General features: G+C 60.9%; 21 protein-coding genes. 17 read left to right on the top strand and 4 right to left on the bottom strand.

Going from position 1 to position 22,134, the window contains the following annotated elements; genetic code table 11:
- Positions 1–6 precede the first annotated feature (6 nt).
- From tfpB to arsC, 4 genes are read right to left on the bottom strand one after another with little or no spacing between them, the layout of a single operon-like run.
- The gene (tfpB, locus tag J3364_RS21485; protein ID WP_349560201.1) at positions 7–1,788 is read right to left on the bottom strand and encodes a type IV pilus assembly ATPase TfpB; all 1,782 of its coding nucleotides are present in this window, start codon (positions 1,786–1,788) and stop codon (positions 7–9) included.
- A 7-nt stretch (positions 1,789–1,795) separates the two neighbouring features.
- Positions 1,796–2,149: a DUF2069 domain-containing protein gene (locus J3364_RS21490; protein WP_349560202.1), complete on the bottom strand. Its 354-nt coding sequence runs from the start codon at positions 2,147–2,149 to the stop codon at positions 1,796–1,798.
- 9 nt (positions 2,150–2,158) lie between these two features.
- On the bottom strand, positions 2,159–2,761 hold the full coding sequence (wrbA, locus tag J3364_RS21495) for an NAD(P)H:quinone oxidoreductase (protein ID WP_349560203.1): 603 nt from the start codon (positions 2,759–2,761) through the stop codon (positions 2,159–2,161).
- Between the two features lie 10 nt (positions 2,762–2,771).
- Positions 2,772–3,125 (bottom strand): arsenate reductase (glutaredoxin), encoded by a 354-nt coding sequence (arsC, locus tag J3364_RS21500; protein ID WP_349560204.1) that lies wholly within the window; start codon positions 3,123–3,125, stop codon positions 2,772–2,774.
- Positions 3,126–3,188: 63 nt separating this feature from the next.
- Between arsC and J3364_RS21505 the strand changes: the two genes are divergently transcribed.
- From J3364_RS21505 to J3364_RS21585, 17 genes are all read left to right on the top strand, one after another.
- The gene (locus tag J3364_RS21505; protein ID WP_349560205.1) at positions 3,189–3,656 is read left to right on the top strand and encodes a TlpA family protein disulfide reductase; all 468 of its coding nucleotides are present in this window, start codon (positions 3,189–3,191) and stop codon (positions 3,654–3,656) included.
- Positions 3,657–3,764: 108 nt separating this feature from the next.
- The gene (gene dnaE / locus J3364_RS21510; RefSeq protein WP_349560206.1) at positions 3,765–7,253 is read left to right on the top strand and encodes a DNA polymerase III subunit alpha; all 3,489 of its coding nucleotides are present in this window, start codon (positions 3,765–3,767) and stop codon (positions 7,251–7,253) included.
- 174 nt (positions 7,254–7,427) lie between these two features.
- Positions 7,428–8,381, top strand: coding sequence for an acetyl-CoA carboxylase carboxyl transferase subunit alpha (gene accA / locus J3364_RS21515; protein WP_349560207.1), 954 nt, complete (start codon positions 7,428–7,430; stop codon positions 8,379–8,381).
- A 43-nt stretch (positions 8,382–8,424) separates the two neighbouring features.
- The gene (tilS, locus tag J3364_RS21520; protein WP_349560208.1) at positions 8,425–9,684 is read left to right on the top strand and encodes a tRNA lysidine(34) synthetase TilS; all 1,260 of its coding nucleotides are present in this window, start codon (positions 8,425–8,427) and stop codon (positions 9,682–9,684) included.
- Positions 9,685–9,774: 90 nt separating this feature from the next.
- Positions 9,775–11,409 (top strand): CTP synthase, encoded by a 1,635-nt coding sequence (gene pyrG, locus J3364_RS21525; RefSeq protein WP_123635512.1) that lies wholly within the window; start codon positions 9,775–9,777, stop codon positions 11,407–11,409.
- A 62-nt stretch (positions 11,410–11,471) separates the two neighbouring features.
- Positions 11,472–12,317 carry a 3-deoxy-8-phosphooctulonate synthase gene (gene kdsA, locus J3364_RS21530; RefSeq protein ID WP_123635513.1) on the top strand — a complete coding sequence of 282 codons (846 nt, stop codon included), beginning with the start codon at positions 11,472–11,474 and terminating at the stop codon, positions 12,315–12,317.
- A 58-nt stretch (positions 12,318–12,375) separates the two neighbouring features.
- Entirely contained in the window at positions 12,376–13,671 is a 1,296-nt protein-coding gene (gene eno / locus J3364_RS21535; RefSeq protein WP_203141237.1) for a phosphopyruvate hydratase, read from the top strand.
- A 227-nt stretch (positions 13,672–13,898) separates the two neighbouring features.
- Entirely contained in the window at positions 13,899–14,171 is a 273-nt protein-coding gene (gene ftsB / locus J3364_RS21540; RefSeq protein WP_123635515.1) for a cell division protein FtsB, read from the top strand.
- Between the two features lie 29 nt (positions 14,172–14,200).
- Entirely contained in the window at positions 14,201–14,905 is a 705-nt protein-coding gene (gene ispD / locus J3364_RS21545; protein WP_349560209.1) for a 2-C-methyl-D-erythritol 4-phosphate cytidylyltransferase, read from the top strand.
- A 3-nt stretch (positions 14,906–14,908) separates the two neighbouring features.
- Entirely contained in the window at positions 14,909–15,388 is a 480-nt protein-coding gene (gene ispF / locus J3364_RS21550) for a 2-C-methyl-D-erythritol 2,4-cyclodiphosphate synthase (RefSeq protein WP_349560216.1), read from the top strand.
- On the top strand, positions 15,385–16,368 hold the full coding sequence (truD, locus tag J3364_RS21555) for a tRNA pseudouridine(13) synthase TruD (RefSeq protein WP_349560210.1): 984 nt from the start codon (positions 15,385–15,387) through the stop codon (positions 16,366–16,368). The genes ispF and truD overlap by 4 nt, the downstream gene beginning before the upstream one ends.
- An 82-nt stretch (positions 16,369–16,450) precedes the next feature.
- Positions 16,451–17,200, top strand: coding sequence for a 5'/3'-nucleotidase SurE (gene surE / locus J3364_RS21560; protein WP_349560211.1), 750 nt, complete (start codon positions 16,451–16,453; stop codon positions 17,198–17,200).
- On the top strand, positions 17,200–17,856 hold the full coding sequence (locus J3364_RS21565; RefSeq protein WP_349560212.1) for a protein-L-isoaspartate(D-aspartate) O-methyltransferase: 657 nt from the start codon (positions 17,200–17,202) through the stop codon (positions 17,854–17,856). Before surE ends, J3364_RS21565 begins: the two co-directional genes overlap by 1 nt.
- Positions 17,853–18,821, top strand: a complete 969-nt coding sequence (locus J3364_RS21570) for a DUF368 domain-containing protein (RefSeq protein WP_349560213.1) — start codon at positions 17,853–17,855, stop codon at positions 18,819–18,821. The genes J3364_RS21565 and J3364_RS21570 overlap by 4 nt, the downstream gene beginning before the upstream one ends.
- A 312-nt stretch (positions 18,822–19,133) precedes the next feature.
- Entirely contained in the window at positions 19,134–19,901 is a 768-nt protein-coding gene (locus tag J3364_RS21575) for a peptidoglycan DD-metalloendopeptidase family protein (RefSeq protein ID WP_349560214.1), read from the top strand.
- Between the two features lie 148 nt (positions 19,902–20,049).
- Complete coding sequence (gene rpoS, locus J3364_RS21580; RefSeq protein ID WP_123635520.1) at positions 20,050–21,048, top strand: RNA polymerase sigma factor RpoS; 999 nt, start codon at positions 20,050–20,052, stop codon at positions 21,046–21,048.
- Between the two features lie 225 nt (positions 21,049–21,273).
- Complete coding sequence (locus tag J3364_RS21585; RefSeq protein WP_349560215.1) at positions 21,274–21,840, top strand: chalcone isomerase family protein; 567 nt, start codon at positions 21,274–21,276, stop codon at positions 21,838–21,840.
- Positions 21,841–22,134: the final 294 nt, after the last annotated feature.

Below are 22,134 nucleotides of genomic sequence, written 5' to 3' on the forward strand. Positions count from 1 at the left end.
GCGGTATCAGCGCTGGCTTTCGGGTGTGACCCGCAGGATTTCCTCGATGGTGGTGGAGCCGGCGGCAATTTTCTGGGCGCCGCTCAGGCGCAGGGAGCGCATGCCGTCCTTGTAGGCATCGATCCGCAGCTGCTCCAGGTCGCAGGATTCGTCCACCCGATGGCGCAGGGCCGGAGAGAGCTGCAGGATCTCGTAGACACCGGCGCGGCCACGATAACCGGTGTTGCGGCATTCCAGGCAACCGCCCGGCGCAAAGACTTCCGTCGGCTTGGGCGCTTTCCAGGGCCGGGTCAGGTTGGCCCAGGCTTTTTCGTCGATCTGCGCCGGCTGCTTGCAGCTGGGGCACAACGTCCGCACCAGACGCTGGGCCATGACGCCGAGCACGGTCGCCCGGATCAGGTAGGGCGGAATGCCCAGTTCGATCAGGCGGGTGATGGCGCTGGGGGCGTCGTTGGTGTGCAGGGTGGACAGCACCAGGTGGCCGGTCAGGGCGGCCTGAACGGCCATCTCGGCGGTTTCCAGGTCGCGGATCTCGCCTACCATGATGATGTCCGGGTCCTGACGCAGCAGGGCTCGAACGCCCGAGGCAAAGGTCAGGTCGATGCCGTGCTGGACCTGCATCTGGTTGAAGGCCGGTTCTACCATCTCGATCGGATCCTCGATCGTGCAGATGTTGACCTCCGGCGTCGCGAGCTGTTTCAGGGTCGAGTAGAGCGTGGTGGTCTTGCCGGAACCGGTCGGGCCGGTGACCAGCACGATGCCATGGGGCTGGTTGGTCATCTCGGTCCAGCGCTGGATGTCCTCCTTGCCGAAACCGAGCTGGTCAAAGCTTTTCAGCAAGACCTCGGGATCGAAAATCCGCATGACCATCTTTTCGCCAAAGGCCGTTGGCATGGTCGCCAGGCGGAGTTCCACCTCGCTGTTGTCCGGCTTGCGGGTCTTGATGCGGCCGTCCTGGGGTTTGCGCTTTTCGGCGACGTTCAGGCGGCCGAGAATTTTAAGGCGGCTGACGACGGCGACGCCCACCTGATCCGGAAATTCATAGACGTTGTGCAAAACGCCGTCGATGCGGAAACGGACCTGGGAGATGTTCCGGCGCGGCTCAATGTGGATATCGCTGGCGCGCTGCTCAAAGGCGTATTGCAGCAGCCAGTCGACGATCTTGACCACGTGCTGGTCGTTGGCGTCCGGGCTCTTGTTGTCGCCCAGGTCCAGCAGCTGCTCGAAATTGTGGATGTTGGCGCCGCCCTGGCTGGCGCTGCCACTGGCCTTGCTGACCGAGCTCGCCAGTTGGTAGAACTCCACGGTAAAGCGTCGAATGTCTTCCGGGTTGGCGACGACCCGCTTGATGTCCTTTTTCAGGACATGGCGCAGGTTGGCCTCCCAGTCGTGCTTGAAAGGCTCGGCGCTGGCGATCCAGACCTCCTCCGGGAAAATTTCCACCGCGAGGATGTTGTGGCGCTGGGCGAATGCGAAGGACATGACGCGGGCCACGCCCGGCGCGTCTATCTTGAGCGGATCGATGTGGTAGTAAGGCTGGTCGGCCCAGTGGGCGAGCCATTCGGTGAGCCGGTCGAGGTCCAGGGTGCGTGCGGTCTTCTGGCTGGTCAGTCCGGCGATGGCGACCACTTCGAGCGGGTGGCGCTTGTTGGCGTCGGCGCCCAGATTGGCCGTCAGCACGCGCTCGGCATCCGACTGGTCAATCTGGCCGTCCTCCACCAAGGCAGTACAGATATCCCGGAGGGTCAGTGTGGCTCGGGGCGGGGCGGCAAGACTGGTCGTCGACATGGGCAAACTACTCGGGCCGGTTGGTTTTCAGATGCACCATAGCAGAAACGAAGAGCAGCAGGGTGACCAGCGCGTTGAGACTGGGAGCCAGGGCACCCTGCGTCAGCCAGGCGCTGACTACGAACTGCATGAAGTAGAAAATCAGAACGAAGCTCAGCCAGATCAGGCCCCGGTTATCCCCGCGGGCCACCAAAGGGGCGAACAGGAGCAGGGGGACCAGCTTGATTGTCAGGACCAGCGGCAGGGAAAGCGCCGGATCCGGGGCCGGAAAGAAGGTGGTGATCACCAGCAACGCCACCAGGATGCCGTAAAGCACCTGGCACAGCAGTCGGGTCTTTCGGGCGCGTCCTGTATGCAGCATGGCAGCTCGTTATTGTGACAACCGAACGGCGAGGCGACCCAGTCGCTCACCCAGGGTCTGGCAGATGGTCGATTCGTCCGGCGTGATCGCGTGGGGATCGTCCGTGCCGGCCCAGTGGCTGGCGCCGTAGGGCGTGCCGCCCGCGTCCGTCCGGGACAAGGCCGGTTCCGTGTAGGGCACACCGGTGATCAACATACCGTGGTGCATCAGGGGGATCGCCATGGACAGCAGCGTCGCTTCCTGGCCGCCATGGAGGCTGCCGGTGGAGGTAAAGAGCGCGGCCGGTTTGTCCACCAGAGCCCCGTTCAGCCACAGGTCGCCGGTGGTGTCCAGGAAATGCTTGAGTGGCGCCGCCATGTTGCCGAACCGGGTTGCACTGCCCAACGCCAGACCGGCGCAGTGTCTGAGCTCTTCCGTCGTGCAGTAGACGGCGCCTTCGTCCGGAACCGGCGGCACACTGGCTTCGGTGTCCGGTGAGACCGGCGGCACGGTGCGCACGCGTGCCTCGATGCCGTTGACGCGCGCCACGCCTCGGGCCACCTGCAGGGCCATTTCGGCCGTATGGCCGCCGCGGCTGTAATAGAGAACGAGAATATACGGCTGTTCGCTCATCCGGTGGGCCTCAGAGAATATCCAGGACGGCTTCCGGCGGACGGCCCAGAGCCGCTTTACCACCGTGCAGGACGATCGGGCGCTCGATCAGCTTGGGGTGGGCCACCATCGCCTCGATCAGCTGCTCGTCGCTGAGGCTGCTGTCGTCCAGGCTCAGTTCCTTGTATTCCAACTCGCCCTTGCGCATGAGCTCGCGCGGCGATTTGCCGAGCTGCTTGAGGATAGCGGTCAGTTCGCTGGCGCTCGGCGGGGTGTCCAGGTAACGGACGACGTCCGGCTGGATGCCTTTTTCCTCGAGCAGGGCCAGCGTCTGGCGGGACTTGGAGCAGCGAGGGTTATGGAAAATGCGGGTGGCTTCTGTCATCGTGCATCCTCGGATTTCGGTGATCGATCGAATCTGCAGGGTAGTCTAACAGGAGGGATGCGTTTGCAGTACATTCAACGGTTTATCCCGGCCACTCTGGCAATGGCAAGTCTGCTGGTACTGTCCGGCTGTGACCGGCCCAGTTTTCAGGATGCCCAGGGCCAGACCCTCGACTGGTCCAGCCTTCGGGGGCAATGGGTGGTGGTGAATTACTGGGCCGAATGGTGCAAGCCGTGCCGCGAGGAAATACCGGAACTGAACCACCTGGATCAATCCCCCGATGTGACGGTGCTGGGCGTCAATTTTGATGGCGTTACCGGTGAGCCGCTGCGCTCGCTGGCGGACAAGATGCAGATTCAATTCCGCCTGCTGGCGGAAGACCCGGGACCGGCACTGGACTGGAAACAGCCCGTCGGACTGCCAGCATCGTTTATCGTGACGCCCGAAGGAAAGCTGCTGGAAGCGCGCTTTGGCGCCCAGACCGAGGCGGGCCTCAAGGCGTTGATCGAGGGCAAGGGGGCGTCCGGGTAATTTCCGGCAATCTTCAAGTTTCGCTGGAAATCAACCGCGAATTGTCTTCGCAGCGCTGTTAGAATTTCCCTTTATTCGTTGTCCCAATCAGAGCCAGATTTTCGCCCCATGTCCAATACCTTTGTCCATCTGCGCGTCCACTCCGAGTATTCGCTGGTCGACGGCATCGTCCGTATCAAGCCGTTCATCAACCGGGTGGCCGAACTCAACATGCCGGCGGTGGGGCTGACCGAGCAGTCCAACATGTGCTCGTTGGTCCGCTTCTACAAGGCGGCCATGGGGGCGGGCATCAAGCCGATCATCGGGGCCGACATCTGGCTGGAGAATCCCGACGAACCGGAAAAGCCCTTCCGGCTGACCCTGTTTGCCCGCAACCAGACCGGCTACCTGCACTTGACGGAAATCATCTCCCAGGGTTACACCGACGGCCAACTCCACGGCGTCCCCATCATCAAGCGGGAGTGGATTGAATCCCGGGCTGACGGCCTGCTGGCCCTGTCCGGTGCCAAAGTGGGCGATGTCGGCCGGGCGCTGCTGGCGGGCAAGGCGGATCTGGCGCGTGAACGGGCGGAATACTGGAAGCGTCTGTTCCCGGATGCCTACTACCTTGAACTGCACCGCACCGGTCGTCAGGGCGACGAGGACTGCCTGCATCTGAGCGTTGAGCTGGCCGACGAGCTGGAACTGCCGGTGGTCGCCACCAACGATGTCCATTTCCTCAACCAGGAAGACTTTGAGGCGCACGAGGCCCGGGTCTGCATCGGCGAGAGCCGCACGCTCGATGATCCCCGCCGTGAGCGCCGGTTCAGCGACGAGCAGTACCTGCGCAGCCCCGAAGAAATGATCGAGCTGTTCTCGGACATTCCCGAGGCCATCGAGAACACCGTGGAGATTGCCCGTCGCTGCAGCGTCAAGGTGCGCATGGGGGAATACTTCCTGCCGGACTATCCGATCCCGGAAGGGATGACGATGGACGACTTCTTCCGCAAAGTGTCGGAAGAAGGTCTGGAAGACCGCTTGTCCCGCACGCTGTCGCCGGATGATCCCGAATACGACGAGAAGCGCGCCGCATACTACAAGCGCCTCAATTTCGAGCTGGATATTATCATCCAGATGGGGTTCCCCGGCTACTTCCTCATCGTTATGGACTTCATCAAGTGGGCCAAGAACAACGGCGTGCCGGTTGGGCCTGGGCGAGGCTCCGGTGCCGGCTCGCTGGTGGCCTACGCGCAGCAGATTACCGATCTGGATCCACTGGAATACGACCTGCTGTTCGAGCGCTTCCTGAACCCGGAACGGGTCTCGATGCCCGACTTCGACGTCGACTTCTGTATGGAAGGCCGTGACCGGGTCATTGACTACGTGGCCGAGAAATACGGCCGCGCTGCGGTCTCCCAGATCATCACCTTCGGTACCATGGCCGCCAAGGCGGTAGTGCGCGACGTGGCGAGGGTACAGGGCAAGTCCTACGGGCTGGCGGACAAACTGTCCAAGCTGATCCCGTTCGAAGTCGGCATGACCCTGAACAAGGCCATCGAGCAGGAAGAACAGCTCAAGGATTTCCTGAACCAGGACGAGGAAGCCCAGGAAATCTGGGAAATGGCCCTCAAGCTGGAAGGGGTGTGCCGGAACGCTGGTAAGCACGCGGGGGGCGTGGTCATTGCCCCCACCAAGATCACCGATTTCTCGCCGCTCTACTGTGACGATGAGGGCGGCAGCCCGGTGACCCAGTTCGACAAGGGCGACGTTGAGGACGCCGGGCTGGTCAAGTTCGACTTCCTGGGGTTGCGGACCCTGACGATCATCAACTGGGCCCTGGAGATGATCAACCCCAAACGGGAGAAGCAGGGCGAGGCGCCGCTGGACATTGGCAAGATTCCGCTGGATGACGTGCCGTCGTTCGACATGTTGAAGAAGGCCGAGACCACCGCCGTCTTCCAGCTTGAATCCCGCGGTATGAAAGACCTGATTCGCCGCCTGCAGCCGGACTGCCTGGAAGACATGATCGCCCTGGTGGCCCTGTTCCGTCCGGGGCCGCTGCAGTCCGGCATGGTGGACGATTTCATCGACCGGAAGCACGGTCGCCAGCCGATGTCGTTCCCGCACCCGGACTATCAATATGAGGGCCTGAAGCCGGTTCTGGAGCCTACCTACGGGGTTATCCTGTACCAGGAACAGGTCATGCAGATCGCCCAGGTGATGGCTGGCTATACGCTGGGTAACGCGGACATGCTGCGCCGGGCCATGGGTAAGAAAAAACCCGAGGAAATGGCCAAGCAGAAGCAGTTCTTCCTCGAAGGCTGCGAGAAAAACGGCATCGAGAAGACGCTGGCCGAGAACATCTTCGACCTGGTGGAAAAATTCGCCGGCTACGGCTTCAACAAATCCCACTCGGCCGCCTACGCGTTCGTGTCCTACCAGACTCTGTGGCTGAAGGCGCATTACACCGCCGAGTTTATGGCGGCAGTTCTCACCGCCGATATGCAGAACACCGACAAGGTGGTGACGCTGGTCGAAGAGTGTCGCAATCTGAAACTGGACCTGGTCCTGCCGGATGTCAGTACCTCGGAGTACACCTTCACGGTGAATGACGACGGTCAGGTGGTCTACGGTCTTGGCGCCATCAAGGGGCTGGGTGAAGGGCCAATCCAGAGCATTGTCGAGGCGCGCCGGGAAGGCGGTGCATTCAAGGACATGTTCGATTTCTGTAAGCGCGTTGATCTCAAGCGGGTCAATAAGCGGGCCATCGAGGCGCTGATCCGGGCCGGGGCCATGGACAAGCTGGGTCCGGGCCGGGCGCAGATGATGGCCAGTATCGAGAAAGCGGTGCAGCAGGCCGGCCAGCAGTCCCGCAACGAATCCGTAGGCATGGTGGACATGTTTGGCGAAACCCTGGACGGCACCGACAGTGATCCGTTCGAGGAAGTGCGCAAGGTGCGCGAGTGGCCGGAGAAGGAACGCCTCAAGGGCGAGAAAGACACGCTGGGACTCTATCTGACCGGCCACCCGTTCGATGAGTACGAGCGTGAAGTGCGCCGGTTTGCCCGCCAGTCCATCGCCGATCTCAAGCCGGCCAAGGCGCCGCAACGGGTGGCGGGCCTGGTGGTGGCGATGCGCACCATGAAGAACAAGCGCGGTCAGACCATGGCCTTTGTTACCCTGGATGACCGGTCCGCCCGCATTGAGGCGACGCTGTTTTCCGAGACCTTCAACGACAACCGGGATCTGTTGCAGTCCGATGAGGTGGTGGTCGTGGATGGGACGGTCAGCCACGACGACTATTCCGGCTCCCTAAAAATGCGGGTCAGCGATGTCATGGACGTGGCGACGGCGCGTCAGCGCTACAGTCGCGGTCTGCAGATGTCGCTGTCGTCCGAGCAGCTGGGCAACGGGCTTCTCGACAAGCTGGATCGCACACTGCAGCCGCATCGCGGGCGTGAGGGCACCGGCTGCCCGGTCTGGATCAACTACCAGAGCGACGAGGCGCGGACCCGGATTCAACTGGGTGAGACCTGGCGGGTCCAGCCCAATGACGATTTACTGCTAAACTTGCGACATCTTGTCGGCGATCAGGCCGTGGAACTGGTTTACGACTGATGTGTCTGGTCTACGACGAAGGTGTATAGCGCAAGTGGGTTCAGGCCGAGCCGGGTTATACCAATGTCCGCTTTTTCTAGGCATCCGGGCCTGTTAGGTTCCCTACATGACACTGGAATGGGTGTCCCGATACCGGTGTAGGCGGGACACGAGAGCCAACGACGACGGAAGATCATGAATCCCAATTACCTGGATTTCGAACAGCCTATCGCCGACCTGGAAGCCAAGATTGAAGAGCTGCGCCTGGTTGGTAACGACAGCGAACTGAACATCACCGACGAGATCAGTCGCCTCAAGAACAAGAGCGTCAGCCTGACCGAGAATATTTTCTCCAGCCTGACCCCCTGGGACATCGCGAGACTGGCGCGTCATCCCCGGCGGCCTTATACGCTCGATTACATCGAGATGGTGTTCGACGATTTCGACGAACTTCACGGCGACCGCAAGTACGCCGATGACCTGTCCATCGTGGGTGGCACCGCTCGTATCGACGGCCAGCCGGTGATGGTGATCGGTCATCAGAAGGGGCGTGAGGTCAAGGACAAGGTCCGTCGCAACTTCGGGATGCCACGCCCGGAAGGCTACCGCAAGGCCCTGCGCCTGATGGAAATGGCCGAGCGCTTCCGCATGCCGATCCTCACCTTTATCGATACACCGGGCGCCTACCCGGGTATCGGTGCCGAGGAACGTGGCCAGAGTGAAGCCATCGCCTACAACCTGGCGGTGATGTCGCGCCTGAAAACCCCGGTGATCGCCACGGTGATCGGCGAAGGTGGTTCCGGCGGCGCGCTGGCCATCGGTGTGTGCGACCGCCTGTACATGCTCCAGTATTCCACCTACTCGGTAATTTCTCCGGAAGGTTGCGCGTCGATCCTCTGGAAGAGCGCCGAGTACGCCGCCCAGGCGGCGGAAGCCATGGGTGTCACGGCCAATCGTTTGAAAGAGCTCAATTTGGCCGATGTGGTGATTCCCGAACCGCTCGGTGGCGCCCATCGCTCGCCGGAAGAGATGGCGAAGGCGCTCAAGGCTCAGCTCAAGTCCGGCCTGGCCGAATTGGGCGCGCTGGAAACCGACGATCTGGTCAATCAGCGCTACGAGCGCCTGACCGCCTATGACACAGGCCGGTAATCGGCTGGATCCTTCGACATGGCCTGTCGCACTGCAGCAGGCCATGTCGGCCCTCCCTGATGCTCCCCGCATGGTTGTCGCGCTCAGCGGCGGCCTGGACTCGATTTTCCTCCTGAACGTGGCGGCGGCGTGGTTTGCCGATCGTGCCGAAGGCGTCGTCAGTGCGCTTCATATCAATCATCAGCTGCAGGCGGCCGCCCGGGATATGGCTGAGCAGAGTCGCCTGGCCTGTGATCTGTTAGGCATCCCGCTGACCCAGGTAAGCATCGACGTCGACGCCGGCAAAAGCCTCGAGAACGAAGCCCGCAAGGCGCGCTACCGGGCCTTTGAGCAGCATCTTGGGCCGGGCGATTGCCTGCTGATGGCGCACCACGCGGATGACCAGGCGGAAACCGTGCTGTTTCGGCTGGTGCGAGGGACGGGCGTGCGCGGACTGGCCGGTATGCCGCAATCCCGCCCTTTAGGGGCAGGGCGTCTCTGTAGACCGCTGTTGGGGATGCCGCGAAGCGAGATTGAAGGGCTTGCCCGTCAATGGGCGTTGCAGTGGTTTGACGATCCCACCAATGAAGAAACCGGCTACGACCGTAACTATCTCCGCCACCAGGTACTGGTCCCGCTGACCCACCGTTGGCCCGGGGTGATCGGCAGCATCGGTCGCGCGTCCCGGCAATGTGACGAAGCCAGCCAGCTTACGGCCCGTCTGGCGGCGTTGCAGCGTCGAGATATCGAGGATGACCGGCAACGGTTGGCGGTTGCCGGGTTGGTGGCGCTGGATCTGTCAGAACAGAAAAATCTGCTACGCTGGTGGTTGATTGATTGCGGATACGAACCACCTCCTGCAGCCCGTCTCGAACAGGCGATGGCGGATCTGCTGTCTGCCGGCCCGGACCGGGAGCCGGAGTTGCGTGGCGCCGGGTACTGCGTTCGCCGCTACCAGGGGAAGCTGTACTGCCTGCGCGATCGCGGCGTGGCGCCGGTGTCGAACGTGACCTGGGTCACCGACGACGTTTTGCCCTGGGCTGGCGGTGCGGTGAAAGCCATCGGCGGAGGGCGAAGCCTGACGCTGACGGTCACGGCGCGCCAGGGAGGCGAGCGCTTGCGGCCCCTGTCGGGAGGCCCCAGCCGGCCACTGAAGAAATGGCTGCAGGAGCAGGGCGTGCCGCCCTGGGAGCGGGACCGTATCCCGCTGATCTGGCAGGACGATGAACTGGTGGCTGTGGGCGACTTGTGGGTTTCCCCTATACTGATCGAAGCCACTGGCGTCGCGTCATGGCGGATTGTCTGGGAGCGGGATTGTCGTTGAGTAAGAGGGGGCCTTCTGGTATTCTGGCGTCCCATCTTGAGATGACAATCTCCCCCCTTCACCGAACCAGATAAATCACACGGAAACTGCATGACGCGTTATATTTTCGTCACCGGCGGTGTCGTGTCCTCATTGGGCAAAGGGATCGCTTCCGCTTCCCTTGCGGCCATTCTTGAGGCACGCGGCTTAAAGGTCACTATTCTCAAGCTGGACCCTTACATCAACGTCGATCCCGGCACCATGAGCCCTTTCCAGCATGGTGAAGTCTTCGTAACCGAAGACGGTGCCGAGACCGATCTCGACCTCGGTCACTACGAACGCTTCATTCGTACCCCGATGAGTCGTCGCAACAACTTCACCACCGGTCGCGTCTACGAAGAGGTGATCCGCAAGGAGCGCCGTGGCGACTATCTGGGCGGTACCGTTCAGGTCATCCCCCACATCACTGATGAAATCAAGCGCCGCGTTGTGGAAGGTGCGGCCGGTGCCGATGTGGCCCTGATCGAAATCGGCGGTACCGTGGGTGACATCGAATCCCTGCCGTTCCTGGAAGCCACCCGTCAGCTGAAAGTGGAAGTGGGGCCGCGTCGTGCACTCTTCATGCATCTGACCCTGGTGCCGTACATCGCCACGGCGGGTGAGGTGAAGACCAAGCCGACCCAGCATTCCGTGAAAGAAATGCGTTCGATCGGTCTGCAGCCGGATATCCTGCTGTGCCGTTCCGAGCATGAGGTGGACCTCAGCTCCCGCCGCAAGATTGCCCTGTTCACCAACGTGGAAGAGCGGGCGGTGATTCCGCTGCAGGACGCGAAATCCATCTATCAGATTCCCCGCATGCTGCATGAGCATGGCCTGGACGAGCTGATCATCGAGCGCTTCGGCCTGGAAAGCGATGCCGGTACAGCGAACTTGTCCGAGTGGGATGCGGTCGTCGATGCCCAGCTGAACCCGGAGCACGAAGTGACCATCGCCATGGTCGGCAAGTACATGGAGTTGCTGGACGCCTACAAGTCGCTGATCGAGTCCCTGCTGCACGCGGGCATCAAGACGCGCACCAAAGTGAACATCAACTACATCGACTCCGAAGACATCGAGCGTGACGGTACCGGCGCGCTGGCCTCCGCCGATGCCATCCTGGTGCCGGGCGGTTTCGGTGAGCGCGGTGTGGAAGGCAAGATCGAGACGGTTCGCTACGCTCGCGAGAACAAGGTGCCTTACCTGGGTATCTGTCTGGGCATGCAGGTGGCCGTCATCGAATACGCGCGCAACGTGGCCGGTCTGACCGACGCCCACAGCACCGAATTCCGTCCCCAGACCACCACACCGGTGGTAGGTTTGATCACCGAGTGGCTCGATTCCACCGGTGAAACCGAGCAGCGCGATGCCGCTTCCGACCTGGGCGGCACCATGCGCCTGGGCGCGCAGGACTGTGTGCTGGGCGACGATTCCACCATTGCCCAGTGCTATGGCCGCAAGGTGATTCGCGAGCGTCATCGTCACCGCTATGAGGTGAACAACCACTTCCTGCCGCAGCTGGAAAATGCCGGTCTGCGCATCTCCGGTCACTCCACCGACGGCCGTCTGGTCGAGGTTGTCGAGGTGGCGGACCACCCCTGGTTCGTGGCCTGCCAGTTCCACCCGGAGTTCACATCAACGCCGCGTGATGGGCACCCTCTGTTCAAGGGCTTCGTCGAAGCGGCCCTCAATCGCAAGAAAACGAGCTAAACGCTGCGCCGGCCCATTGTGGCCGGCGTCGTTGTTTCTATCGCAGGAGCATTGAGTCCGACATGTCTCAGAAAACCATCACGGTCGCGGATCTGTCCATCGCTAACGATCGGCCGTTCGTGCTGTTTGGCGGGATGAACGTCCTCGAATCCCGTGACCTGGCCATGGAAGTGGCCGAAGCCTATGTCGACGTCACCCGCCGGCTGGGCATTCCCTACGTGTTCAAGGCGTCTTTCGACAAGGCCAACCGATCGTCCATCCACTCGTTCCGGGGCCCGGGCCTTGATGCCGGGATGGAAATCCTCAAGGACATCAAGGACCGCTTTGGCGTGCCGATTATTTCCGATGTCCATGAGCCCTGGCAGGCCCAGCCAGCAGCTGAGGTTTGCGATATTATCCAGCTGCCGGCGTTCCTGAGCCGCCAGACGGATCTGGTCGAGTCCATGGCCCGCACCGGCGCGGTGATCAATATCAAGAAAGCCCAGTTCCTCGCGCCCCAGGAGATGAAGCACATCATCAACAAGTGCCGGGAAGCGGGCAACGACCGCATCATCCTGTGCGAGCGTGGCACCAGCTTCGGATACAACAATCTGGTGGTCGACATGCTGGGCTTCGGCATCATGAAAGACTTCCAGTACCCGGTGTTCTTCGACGTGACCCACGCCTTGCAGATGCCGGGCGGACGGTCCGACTCCGCTGGCGGTCGTCGGGCCCAGGTGGCCGATCTGGCCCGTGCCGGCATGTCCCAGGGGCTCGCCGGTCTGTTCCTGGAGGCCCATCCGGACCCGGATAACGCCAAGTGCGACGGTCCCTGTGCGCTGCGCCTGAAGCAGCTGGAGCCGTTCCTCAAGCAGGTCAAGGCCATTGACGACCTGGTCAAGGGCTTCGAGCCCCTGGATACGGCCTGATCGTTCCCAATCCTGAATTTTCCAATTCCGACAAACCTAAATTCTGGAGACAAAAAGCATGACCAAGATCGCGGACATCAAAGCGCGCGAAATCCTAGATTCACGGGGCAACCCCACGGTAGAAGCGGATGTGATCCTCGAGTCCGGCACCATTGGCCGCGCCTGTGCGCCGTCCGGCGCCTCCACAGGTTCCCGCGAGGCCCTGGAGCTGCGCGACAAGGACGCGTCCCGTTACATGGGCAAGGGTGTCACCAAGGCCGTTGGCGCGGTCAACACCCGCATCCGTGACGCCCTGAAAGGTTTCGACGCTGCGGATCAGCGCGGCCTGGATAAGGTCATGATCGATCTGGACGGCACGGAAAACAAAGCCAACCTGGGCGCGAATGCCATCCTGGCGGTGTCCCTGGCGGCAGCCAAGGCCGTAGCGGCCGAGCGCAAGATCCCGCTGTATGCGCATATCGCCGACATCAACGGCACGGCGGGCCAGTACTCCATGCCGGTCCCGATGATGAACATCCTCAACGGCGGCGAACATGCCGACAACAACGTCGACATCCAGGAATTCATGATCCAGCCGGTAGCGGCGTCGAGCTTTGCCGAAGCCCTGCGTATCGGTGCCGAGATTTTCCACAACCTGAAGAAGGTGCTGCAGGCCAAGGGCCTGAACACCGCGGTCGGTGACGAAGGTGGCTTCGCCCCGAACCTGCCGTCCAACGAAGGCGCTCTGGCGGTCATCAAGGAAGCGGTGGAAAAGGCCGGCTACGAGCTGGGCAAGGACGTGACCCTGGCGCTGGACTGCGCGTCCTCTGAATTCTATCGCGATGGTCAATACGATCTGGCGGGCGAAGGCAAAAAATACGATGCGGCCGGCTTTGCCGACTACCTGGCTGGCCTGTGCGACAGCTATCCGATTGTGTCCATTGAAGACGGTATGGACGAGAGCGACTGGGACGGCTGGGCCACCCTGACCGAAAAAGTGGGTGACCGGGTACAACTGGTCGGTGACGATCTTTTCGTGACCAACACCAAGATTCTGAAACAGGGCATCGACAAGTCCATTGCCAACTCCATCCTGATCAAGTTCAATCAGATCGGCAGCCTCAGCGAAACCCTGGACGCCATCAAGATGGCGCAGGACGCCGGCTACACAGCGGTGATCTCGCACCGGTCCGGTGAAACCGAAGACACCACGATTGCCGACCTGGCCGTGGCCACCTGCGCGGGCCAGATCAAGACCGGCTCTCTGTGCCGTTCTGACCGGGTGGCCAAGTACAACCAGCTGCTGCGTATCGAGGAAGAGCTGGCTGGAAAAGCACCTTACCGTGGCCTGAAGGAAATCAAAGGCCAGGCGTAAGCCGGCGACGCAGCGCCCGGCCAGACCGGTTACCGGGCGTGTTGCACAGGAAGGCTCAGGTGAGAAACCTGGGCCTTTTTGTCAGACTAGGCCAGGTTAGGCCGTGCATCTTTATTTTTGCGTGGTTCCGCAATCGCGCTTGGCTGATTTTTAGGCTAGACTTCGGTGGAAGTTCATAATGCAGCGCGCTGATTGTGCGCTGTTTTTGTCTCTATCAGGGTTTCTTCATGAAAGTGTTGTGGGCTGTCATGGCTGTATTTATCGTCCTTCTGCAGGCGCGCCTGTGGATCGGCGAGGGCAGTTTTGCGCAAGTCTGGCAGCTGCAGCAGAAGATTGAAGCCCAGAAAGCCGAGAATGGCACGCTGGCGGATCGCAATGAACGACTCTATGCCGAAGTGCGCAACCTGCGCAGCGGCAAGGGCGCGATCGAAGAGCGCGCGCGCATGAATCTCGGACTGATTCGTGAAGATGAAACCTTCTTCCTGGTGGTCGATCCCTGATCGTCACACAGGTCCCTTCGGACAGTTCCATGACGCAACGGCAATACTGGCTTGTGGTTCCTGCCGCGGGCATTGGGCAGCGCATGCAGGCCGACCGCCCGAAGCAGTATCTGCGACTCAGGCAACGCTATATTCTGGATATCACCCTGTCCCGTCTGCTGGACACTGACCTGTTCGTCGGCGCCATGGTCCCCCTGCATCCGGAAGACCGCTGGTTCGCCGGCAGTGACAGCGCATCGGACCCCCGCGTTTTCACCTGTACCGGCGGCAACGACCGCTCCGACTCGGTTCTGGCTGGATTGAACGCGCTGGCTGATCGCCTCTCCGATGACGACTGGGTGCTCGTTCATGACGTGGCGCGCCCCTGTGTGGCGACCGAGGATATCCGGCGACTGATGTCCGCCCTGGGTGACGGGGAGAGTGGCGGGCTGCTGGCAGCACCGGTCTCCGATACCATCAAACGACAGGCGCCTGATGTCGACGCGGTCATCGAAACGATCGACCGCAGTGCCCTCTGGCGAGCCTTCACGCCGCAGCAGTTTCGCTATGGGTTGTTGCGCACCGCGCTGGAACAGGCCCGGGACCGCGGGGTTGCGGTGACGGACGAGGCGTCCGTCCTGGAGGCTATGGGACACACGCCGAAACTGGTGCGCGGTCGGACCGATAACATCAAGATTACCCTGCCGGAGGATCTTCCGCTGGCGGGCTGGATACTGGATCAACTGGAACACTGAATGATGCGAATTGGACAGGGCTACGACGTCCATGCCTTCTGCGAGGGCGACCATGTCATGATCGGCGGCGTGCGAATCCCACACAGTCAGGGCATCCGGGCGCATTCCGACGGCGACGTCCTCTTGCACGCAGTGGCCGACGCGTTACTGGGCGCGGCCGCACTGGGCGACATCGGGCATTTCTTTCCGGATACCGATGCCCAGTGGCGCGGTGCCGACAGTCGTGAGCTGCTGCGTGCGGTTTATCAGGCGGTGCAGGACGCCGGATTCCGCGTTGCCAACATCGACAGCACCGTCATTGCCCAGAAACCGAAGATGGCGCCTCATATTGCGCAGATGCGCGAGTGCATTGCGGCCGATCTGGCGTTGCCCGTCAACGCGGTCAGTGTCAAAGCCACTACCACGGAAAAGCTCGGATTTACCGGCCGGGAAGAGGGGATTGCCTGCCAGGCCATCTGCCTGCTGCTGGATGGGGTCCGATGAGCCGCTGGCGTCTGGACTGGCCGACCACCTCGGGTCCACGGCTGGGTACCGCCGTGATGCGATCGCAGCCGGAAGATTTTCAGGTCGTTGAAGTGATGGACACGCCCTTTTCCGGGGACGGCGAGCATTTGTGCCTGTTCCTCGAAAAACGCGGTGACAATACCGAATTCGTGGCGCGCCAGCTCGCCAGCATGGCCGGTATTCGTTCGTTTGATGTGGGGTTTTGTGGCCTCAAGGATCGGCATGCAGTGACCCGGCAGTGGTTCAGTCTTTATCGGCCGGGCAAACCGGATGATGCGGCGTTGGTCGACGCGATCGGGCAGCACTGGGCGGTGCTGAAGCAGGCCCGTCACCAGCGTAAGCTGCGGCGGGGCGATCATTCGGGCAATCGGTTCTGTCTGACCCTTCGTGACGTGAAGGCAGACCCGGAAGCACTTGAAGAGCGACTGGCGTCGCTGCGGGACTCCGGCATTCCCAACTACTTTGGGCCGCAGCGCTTCGGGCGGGACGGTAATAATCTGGCCCAGGCGGTGGCCCAGGGCGACCGCCCTCGGCGTGGACGCAACTTCAAGGCCGGGATGGCCTTCTCGGCAGCCCGGTCATGGTTGTTTAACGAAGTTCTGGCAGAACGGGTGGAGCGAGACGACTGGCGCGAGATTATGGACGGCGACCCCTGGTCCGCAGAGCCCTCGGGCCCTCTCTGGGGCGACGGCGGTACCCGGGCTGACGGTGACCTGGAACGGATCGAGCGCGATGTGGTGGATCGCCACCCGGAGATGGCCGGCGTTTTCGCCAGCACCCGGATGAAGCCCGAGCGGCGTTCGCTACGGCTGCCGATCTCCGGATTGGCATGGTGCTGGCCCGAACCCGGCTGCCTGCAGCTGGATTTCCAATTGGCGTCCGGTGGTTTCGCAACGGCATTGGTGGCTGAAATTCTCGACGTTGTGGCTGGCGAGGGGACTGGAAACCCGGCATCATAGTGGGTTGATGTTCATAGGCTCTTACGACCTGCGATTTGCCTGCGAAAGGTGAGGGCAGGCGCCAACTGAAACGGAGACGGATGTGCGGATTTTGCTGGCGAATGATGACGGTGTTCATTCTCCGGGGCTGAAAGTCCTTTACGAGGGGCTCCGGGGACTCGGCGATCTCAGTGTGGTGGCCCCTGATCGCGACCACAGCGGGGCGAGTAATTCCCTGACACTGAATCGTCCGCTGACGGTCGAAACCCATCCCCAGGGCTTTCTGTCTGTGGACGGCACCCCGACCGACTGCGTCAACCTGGCCGTGAACGGGCTGTTCGATCATCCATTCGACCGTGTCATTTCCGGCATCAATACCCACGCCAACCTGGGCGACGACGTGATTTATTCCGGTACGGTCGCCGCCGCTACCGAAGGGCGTTCTCTGGGGTTGCCAGCCATTGCCGTTTCCCTGGTCAGTGACGGCCATTTCCACTACGAGACGGCCGCGCGCGCCGTGCGCACGCTGGTGGAAAAAGAAGCCACCCTGGCGCTGGGGCCGCGCTGTCTGTTGAATGTCAACGTGCCGGATGTTCCCTGGGAGGAGCTGGCCGGATTCCAGGTAACGCGTCTGGGGCACCGGGGGCGGGGCGAGCCGGCGATTCCGATGACCTGCCCGCGGGGCAAGAAGCGTTACTGGATCGGTGCAGCCGGGGCCGGTGACGATGCCGGTCCGGGCACTGACTTTTACGCCGTTCGGCACAACTACGTTTCGATCACGCCGATCCAGGTCGACATGACGCGTCACGAGGCCCTGGATTCCCTCAGCCAGTGGCTGGAGGCGGAGGATTGATGGTGGCTGAACTGCAGGGGATCGGCATGACATCACGCCGGACCCGAATGAGACTGATCCAGCGCCTGCGCGAGTCCGGCATTCAGGATGAGCGGGTGCTGACGGCACTGTCGGAAATCCCGCGGCATATTTTCCTGGATGAAGCGCTTTCCCACCGGGCCTATGAGGACACGGCGTTACCCATAGGCTATCAGCAGACCCTTTCCCAACCTTACATCGTGGCTCGTATGACGGAAGTGTTGATGGAGCACAATCCGTCACGGGTACTGGAACTGGGAACCGGTTCGGGATACCAGACGGCCGTGCTTGGACAGTTGGTGGATGAGGTCTTCAGTGTTGAGCGCATTAATCCGCTACTCAATAAAGCGAGGGAACGGATGCGAACGCTCCACCTGCGTAACACCAGCCTGCGTCTGGCCGGCGACGTGATGGGGTGGCCGGAGAACGCGCCCTTCGACGGTATTCTCGTCACGGCGGCTCCGGCGTCCATGCCAGAGGACTTGCTGCCCCAGTTGGCCGAAGGCGGGGTGATGGTGGCTCCCATCGGCGAAACGACCCAGGTGCTGACCAAGGTTATTCGCCGCGGCGACGATTACGAGATCACTGAGCTGGAACCGGTCCGGTTCGTGCCGCTGTTGAGCGGGGTGGTTCGATGACCCATGAATCGCCGACACCGGTGGAACGTCAACATCCTCTTGCCATCCTGCTGCGGGGCATTGCTATGGGCGCGGCCGATGTGGTGCCCGGCGTCTCCGGCGGCACAATTGCCTTTATCACGGGTATCTACGAGCGCCTGCTGAACGCCATCGGCGCTTTTCCGCGCGCCCTGACCGGTGAGTTGCTCCGGGGCCGTGTCGGCGCCTTCTGGTCAAGGATGGACGGCACCTTCCTGGTGCTGCTGTTTGGTGGCATCATCGCCAGCATCATTACCCTCTCAGGGGCGATTCGCTTTGCGCTCTCCCATTATCCGGTCTTCCTCTGGAGTTTCTTTTTCGGCCTGATCCTGGCGTCTGCCTGGCACGTGGGTCGTGAAATCGGCCGCTGGGGGATAGGGCAAGTGCTGCTGCTACTGATCGGCGCGATCGCCGCCTGGTTCGTTACCCAGATGTCACCGGGGGAAACACCGGTGACCTACTGGACGCTGTTCGGGTCCGGTGCTCTGGCCATCTGCGCGATGATCCTGCCCGGCATCTCCGGCAGTTTTATTCTCCTGATGATCGGCATGTACGGACCGATCCTGACGGCTGTTAACGAATGGCAACTGGACCGTCTCGGACTGTTTGTGACAGGTTGTGTTGTCGGGCTATTGTCGATCGCACAGGTTCTGTCGTGGGCATTCCGACGCTATCGGGACGGGATGCTCGCATTGCTGACCGGGTTTATGCTGGGGGCACTCAGCAAAGTCTGGCCCTGGAAGGAAGCCATCAGTTGGCGTATCAACAGCCACGGCGATCGGGTGCCGCTGGAAGAGATCAACCTGTTACCCGGAACCTATGCCAGTGTGACGGGCGAATCGTCCGCGCTGATGGCTGCGATCGGGCTGGCTATACTCGGTGTGGTTGTTGTGCTCGGCCTGGAATGGTTCGGCCGCATGCGTCAGGCACGCGCAGCTGCGTCGTGAACCGAGGCAGGTCACGAAATATCAGTGCTCGCTGTCACAGCAAATATGTGAACTTGTTACTTTTCGTGTTACCGATTGGAACACCTATTTAGATTAAGTAACTTTAATTTGTTTAAAAAATATGCAATGAATTAGTGACTTATACTGCATTCTTCAGGGACTGCACTATTTTTCATACAAATTTGAAATAAAAAAGAAGCTGTTATTTCCGTGAGCTTAGATGGTCGTACAGGGTTTCGGGACCAGAAACCGGCGGTTTCTCTCCTGGCGAAGTGCTGCCGCCGTCTGTCCTTCCGGGGCCTGGGCGCCGGTTTGCTTGTCCTGTTTTTGCTCACGGGCTGCAATACCGCCGACATCTACCAGGATGACCGATACAACCCGCCGGTTTACTGGGGCCAGCACGTCGTCCGGTCCGGCGAGACCCTCTACAGCATTGCCTGGCGATATGGGCGTGACTATCGCGAACTGGGCAACGCCAACGGCATCAAGCCGCCTTACACCATCAAACCGGGACAGGTCATCCGCCTGGATCTGAGAGGCCACGTGCCTTCCGGGCAGTCCGTGGCGTCCTCGTCGTCATCGTCCACCGCGCCCCGCAAGGCCAGCCGGCCGGCACCCCGCCAGACGCCGACGTCCGCTCCCAAACCCCGGGTTCAGAGGGCACCGCAAGCGGATAAATCCCTGCAGGAACAGACCCAGGTGGTCTCCGATATCCAGTGGCGCTGGCCCAATGTTGGCCCCGTAATTGCAGGATACTCGACGTCGGGAAAAGTCAATAAGGGTGTTGATATTTCCGGCAAACCGGGTGATCCGGTCAGGGCAGCCGCCAGAGGTAGCGTGGTCTATGCGGGCAGCGGGTTGTTGGGTTACGGTAACCTGATCATCATCAATCATAACGAGCACTATCTGAGCGCATACGCTCACAACCGGAAGATATTGGTGCAGGAGGGAGAAAACGTCAGGGCGGGCCAGCTCATTGCCGAAATGGGCAGCAGCGGCGCCAATGCGACGAAGCTGCATTTTGAGATAAGAAAAAACGGCAACCCGGTGGATCCGATGCATTATTTGCCACCGAGGTAGGCGGAACCGCCCCGACTGCTGAAAAACACATGTCACATCGCTGAAAAGTAAACGTGTCATAAGCAGTTGAAAAGAACAGCAGGCACCTGTCGAACAACAAGAATTCCGGCAGGTGATAAGAATGGGGTTAAAAGGCGGGGCAAGAACTATGTCAGCAGAGCGTGATGAACTCATTGTTGATCGTGTGGCAGATGTCGAGGATCCGGAAGAAGAGACTCTGACAGTCGACTCCAGTAACCAGGAACAGGATGACGCGCCGTTAACGGACTCATCCGATCTCTCCAAGGCTTCAGGCCGCTACTACACCAGCCAGAAACAGCTGGACGCTACCCAGCTCTATCTCAACGAAATCGGTTTCTCACCACTCCTCACACCGGAAGAAGAAGTCTACTTTGCACGGTTGGCCCGTAAGGGACAGGAAGCCGGACGCAAACGGATGATTGAAAGCAACCTGCGTCTGGTGGTGAAAATTGCACGACGCTACGTGAACCGGGGCCTGACACTGCTCGACCTGATCGAGGAGGGGAATCTCGGCCTGATCCGCGCCGTCGAGAAATTCGACCCGGAACGCGGTTTCCGCTTCTCCACCTACGCGACCTGGTGGATTCGCCAGACCATCGAGCGCGCCATCATGAATCAGACGCGCACGATTCGCCTGCCGATTCATGTGGTCAAGGAACTGAACCTGTACCTGCGCGCAGCGCGTGAGCTGACCCAAAAGCTGGATCACGAACCGTCTGCGGAGGAAATTGCGCAGATGGTCGACAAACCGGTCAACGATGTGAAACGCATGCTGGGGCTGAACGAGCGGGTCACCTCCGTAGACACCCCGATCGGCAGCAGCGGCGAAAAATCGCTGCTGGATACCGTGGCCGATGAAGGCGCAACCGATCCGGCCGACTTGCTGCAGGATACCAACATGCAGGGCTGCATCGAGCGCTGGCTGGACCAGCTCAGCGACAAGCAGCAGGAAGTGCTTTCCCGTCGATTCGGGCTGCGTGGTTACCAGACCAGTACGCTTGAGGAGGTCGGGCAGGAGATCGGTCTGACCCGAGAGCGGGTTCGCCAGATCCAGGTCGAAGCGCTGCGTCGCCTGCGGGAGATCCTGGAGAAGGAAGGCTTGTCCTGCGCCATGCTGTTTAAATAAACCATTCTTCAGAATGGCACACAAAAACCGGTGATCCCGAGAGGGGCCACCGGTTTTTTATTGGCTGATCGGCGTCAGGCGTCGTGTGCCAGTGGCCATCCGGTGCGGCTTCGGCAAATGAGAACCAGGCATCGGAGAGTGTCTGACCGCATTGCTAAAATGCAATTGGTCTGGAAGGACTAAAGTTATAAAATAAATAACAATCAAACGTTTAGGGACATGATGATGAAAAAGGTTACCTCAGCACTGCTGCTCACTCTTGCCCTGGTAGGACCGGCGTCTGCGTTGACTCTGGAAGGTGTCGATGTGCCGGAACAGATGAAGGCCGACAGTTCTGACCTGGTGCTCAATGGCGCCGGGGTTCGATCCAAGTGGTTCCTGGATCTGTATGTTGGCAGCCTGTTTGTGCCCCAGAAGCAGTCCAATCCCAAAGCGATCATCGATGCGGATCAGCCCCAGGCGATCCGGCTGGACATCATTTCCGGCATGATCACCAGTGACCGTATGACCGAAGCCACCATGGAAGGCTTTGAGGCCTCCACCCATGGCGATATGGCGCCGGTGAAGCAGGAAATCGACCAGTTCATGGGCGTCTTCAAGGAAGAGATCAAGGAAGGTGATGTCTTTGATCTGGTGTATGTGCCCAATGAAGGCGTCCAGGTGTTCAAGAACGGTACCAAGAAAGACACCATTCCGGGCCTCGAATTCAAGAAGGCGCTGTTTGGCATCTGGCTGTCCGACGAGCCCGCCCAGGAAGACCTGAAGGAAGCGATGCTGGGTAAGGCGGATTAAAGTCTATCTGGTTAGATCGGTGATATTGAAAGGGAGCCCTCGGCGGCTCCCTTTCTCGTTTGGGGATTTCAGAGTCTGGGCTCGGAAGAACCGGTTATTCCGAATCGGCAGCCTTGCAGGCTGTTCCGAAGCTAAAGCGTCAGCTACATGTGAGGCCAGCTGGAAGGCGTAGATACCATCTGTCCCTACAGTCCTCAATGGGCTTACGCTGCCCACTGAGGATCGTAGCCTTGCTGGTGCTTCAGCACGCCGTAGGCCATCTGCACCAGTTTCCGCATAGCGGCGCCCAAGGCG

Source organism: Marinobacter sp. NFXS9 (genome assembly GCF_040148665.1).
GTDB classification, from domain to species: Bacteria; Pseudomonadota; Gammaproteobacteria; order Pseudomonadales; family Oleiphilaceae; genus Marinobacter_A; species Marinobacter_A mangrovi.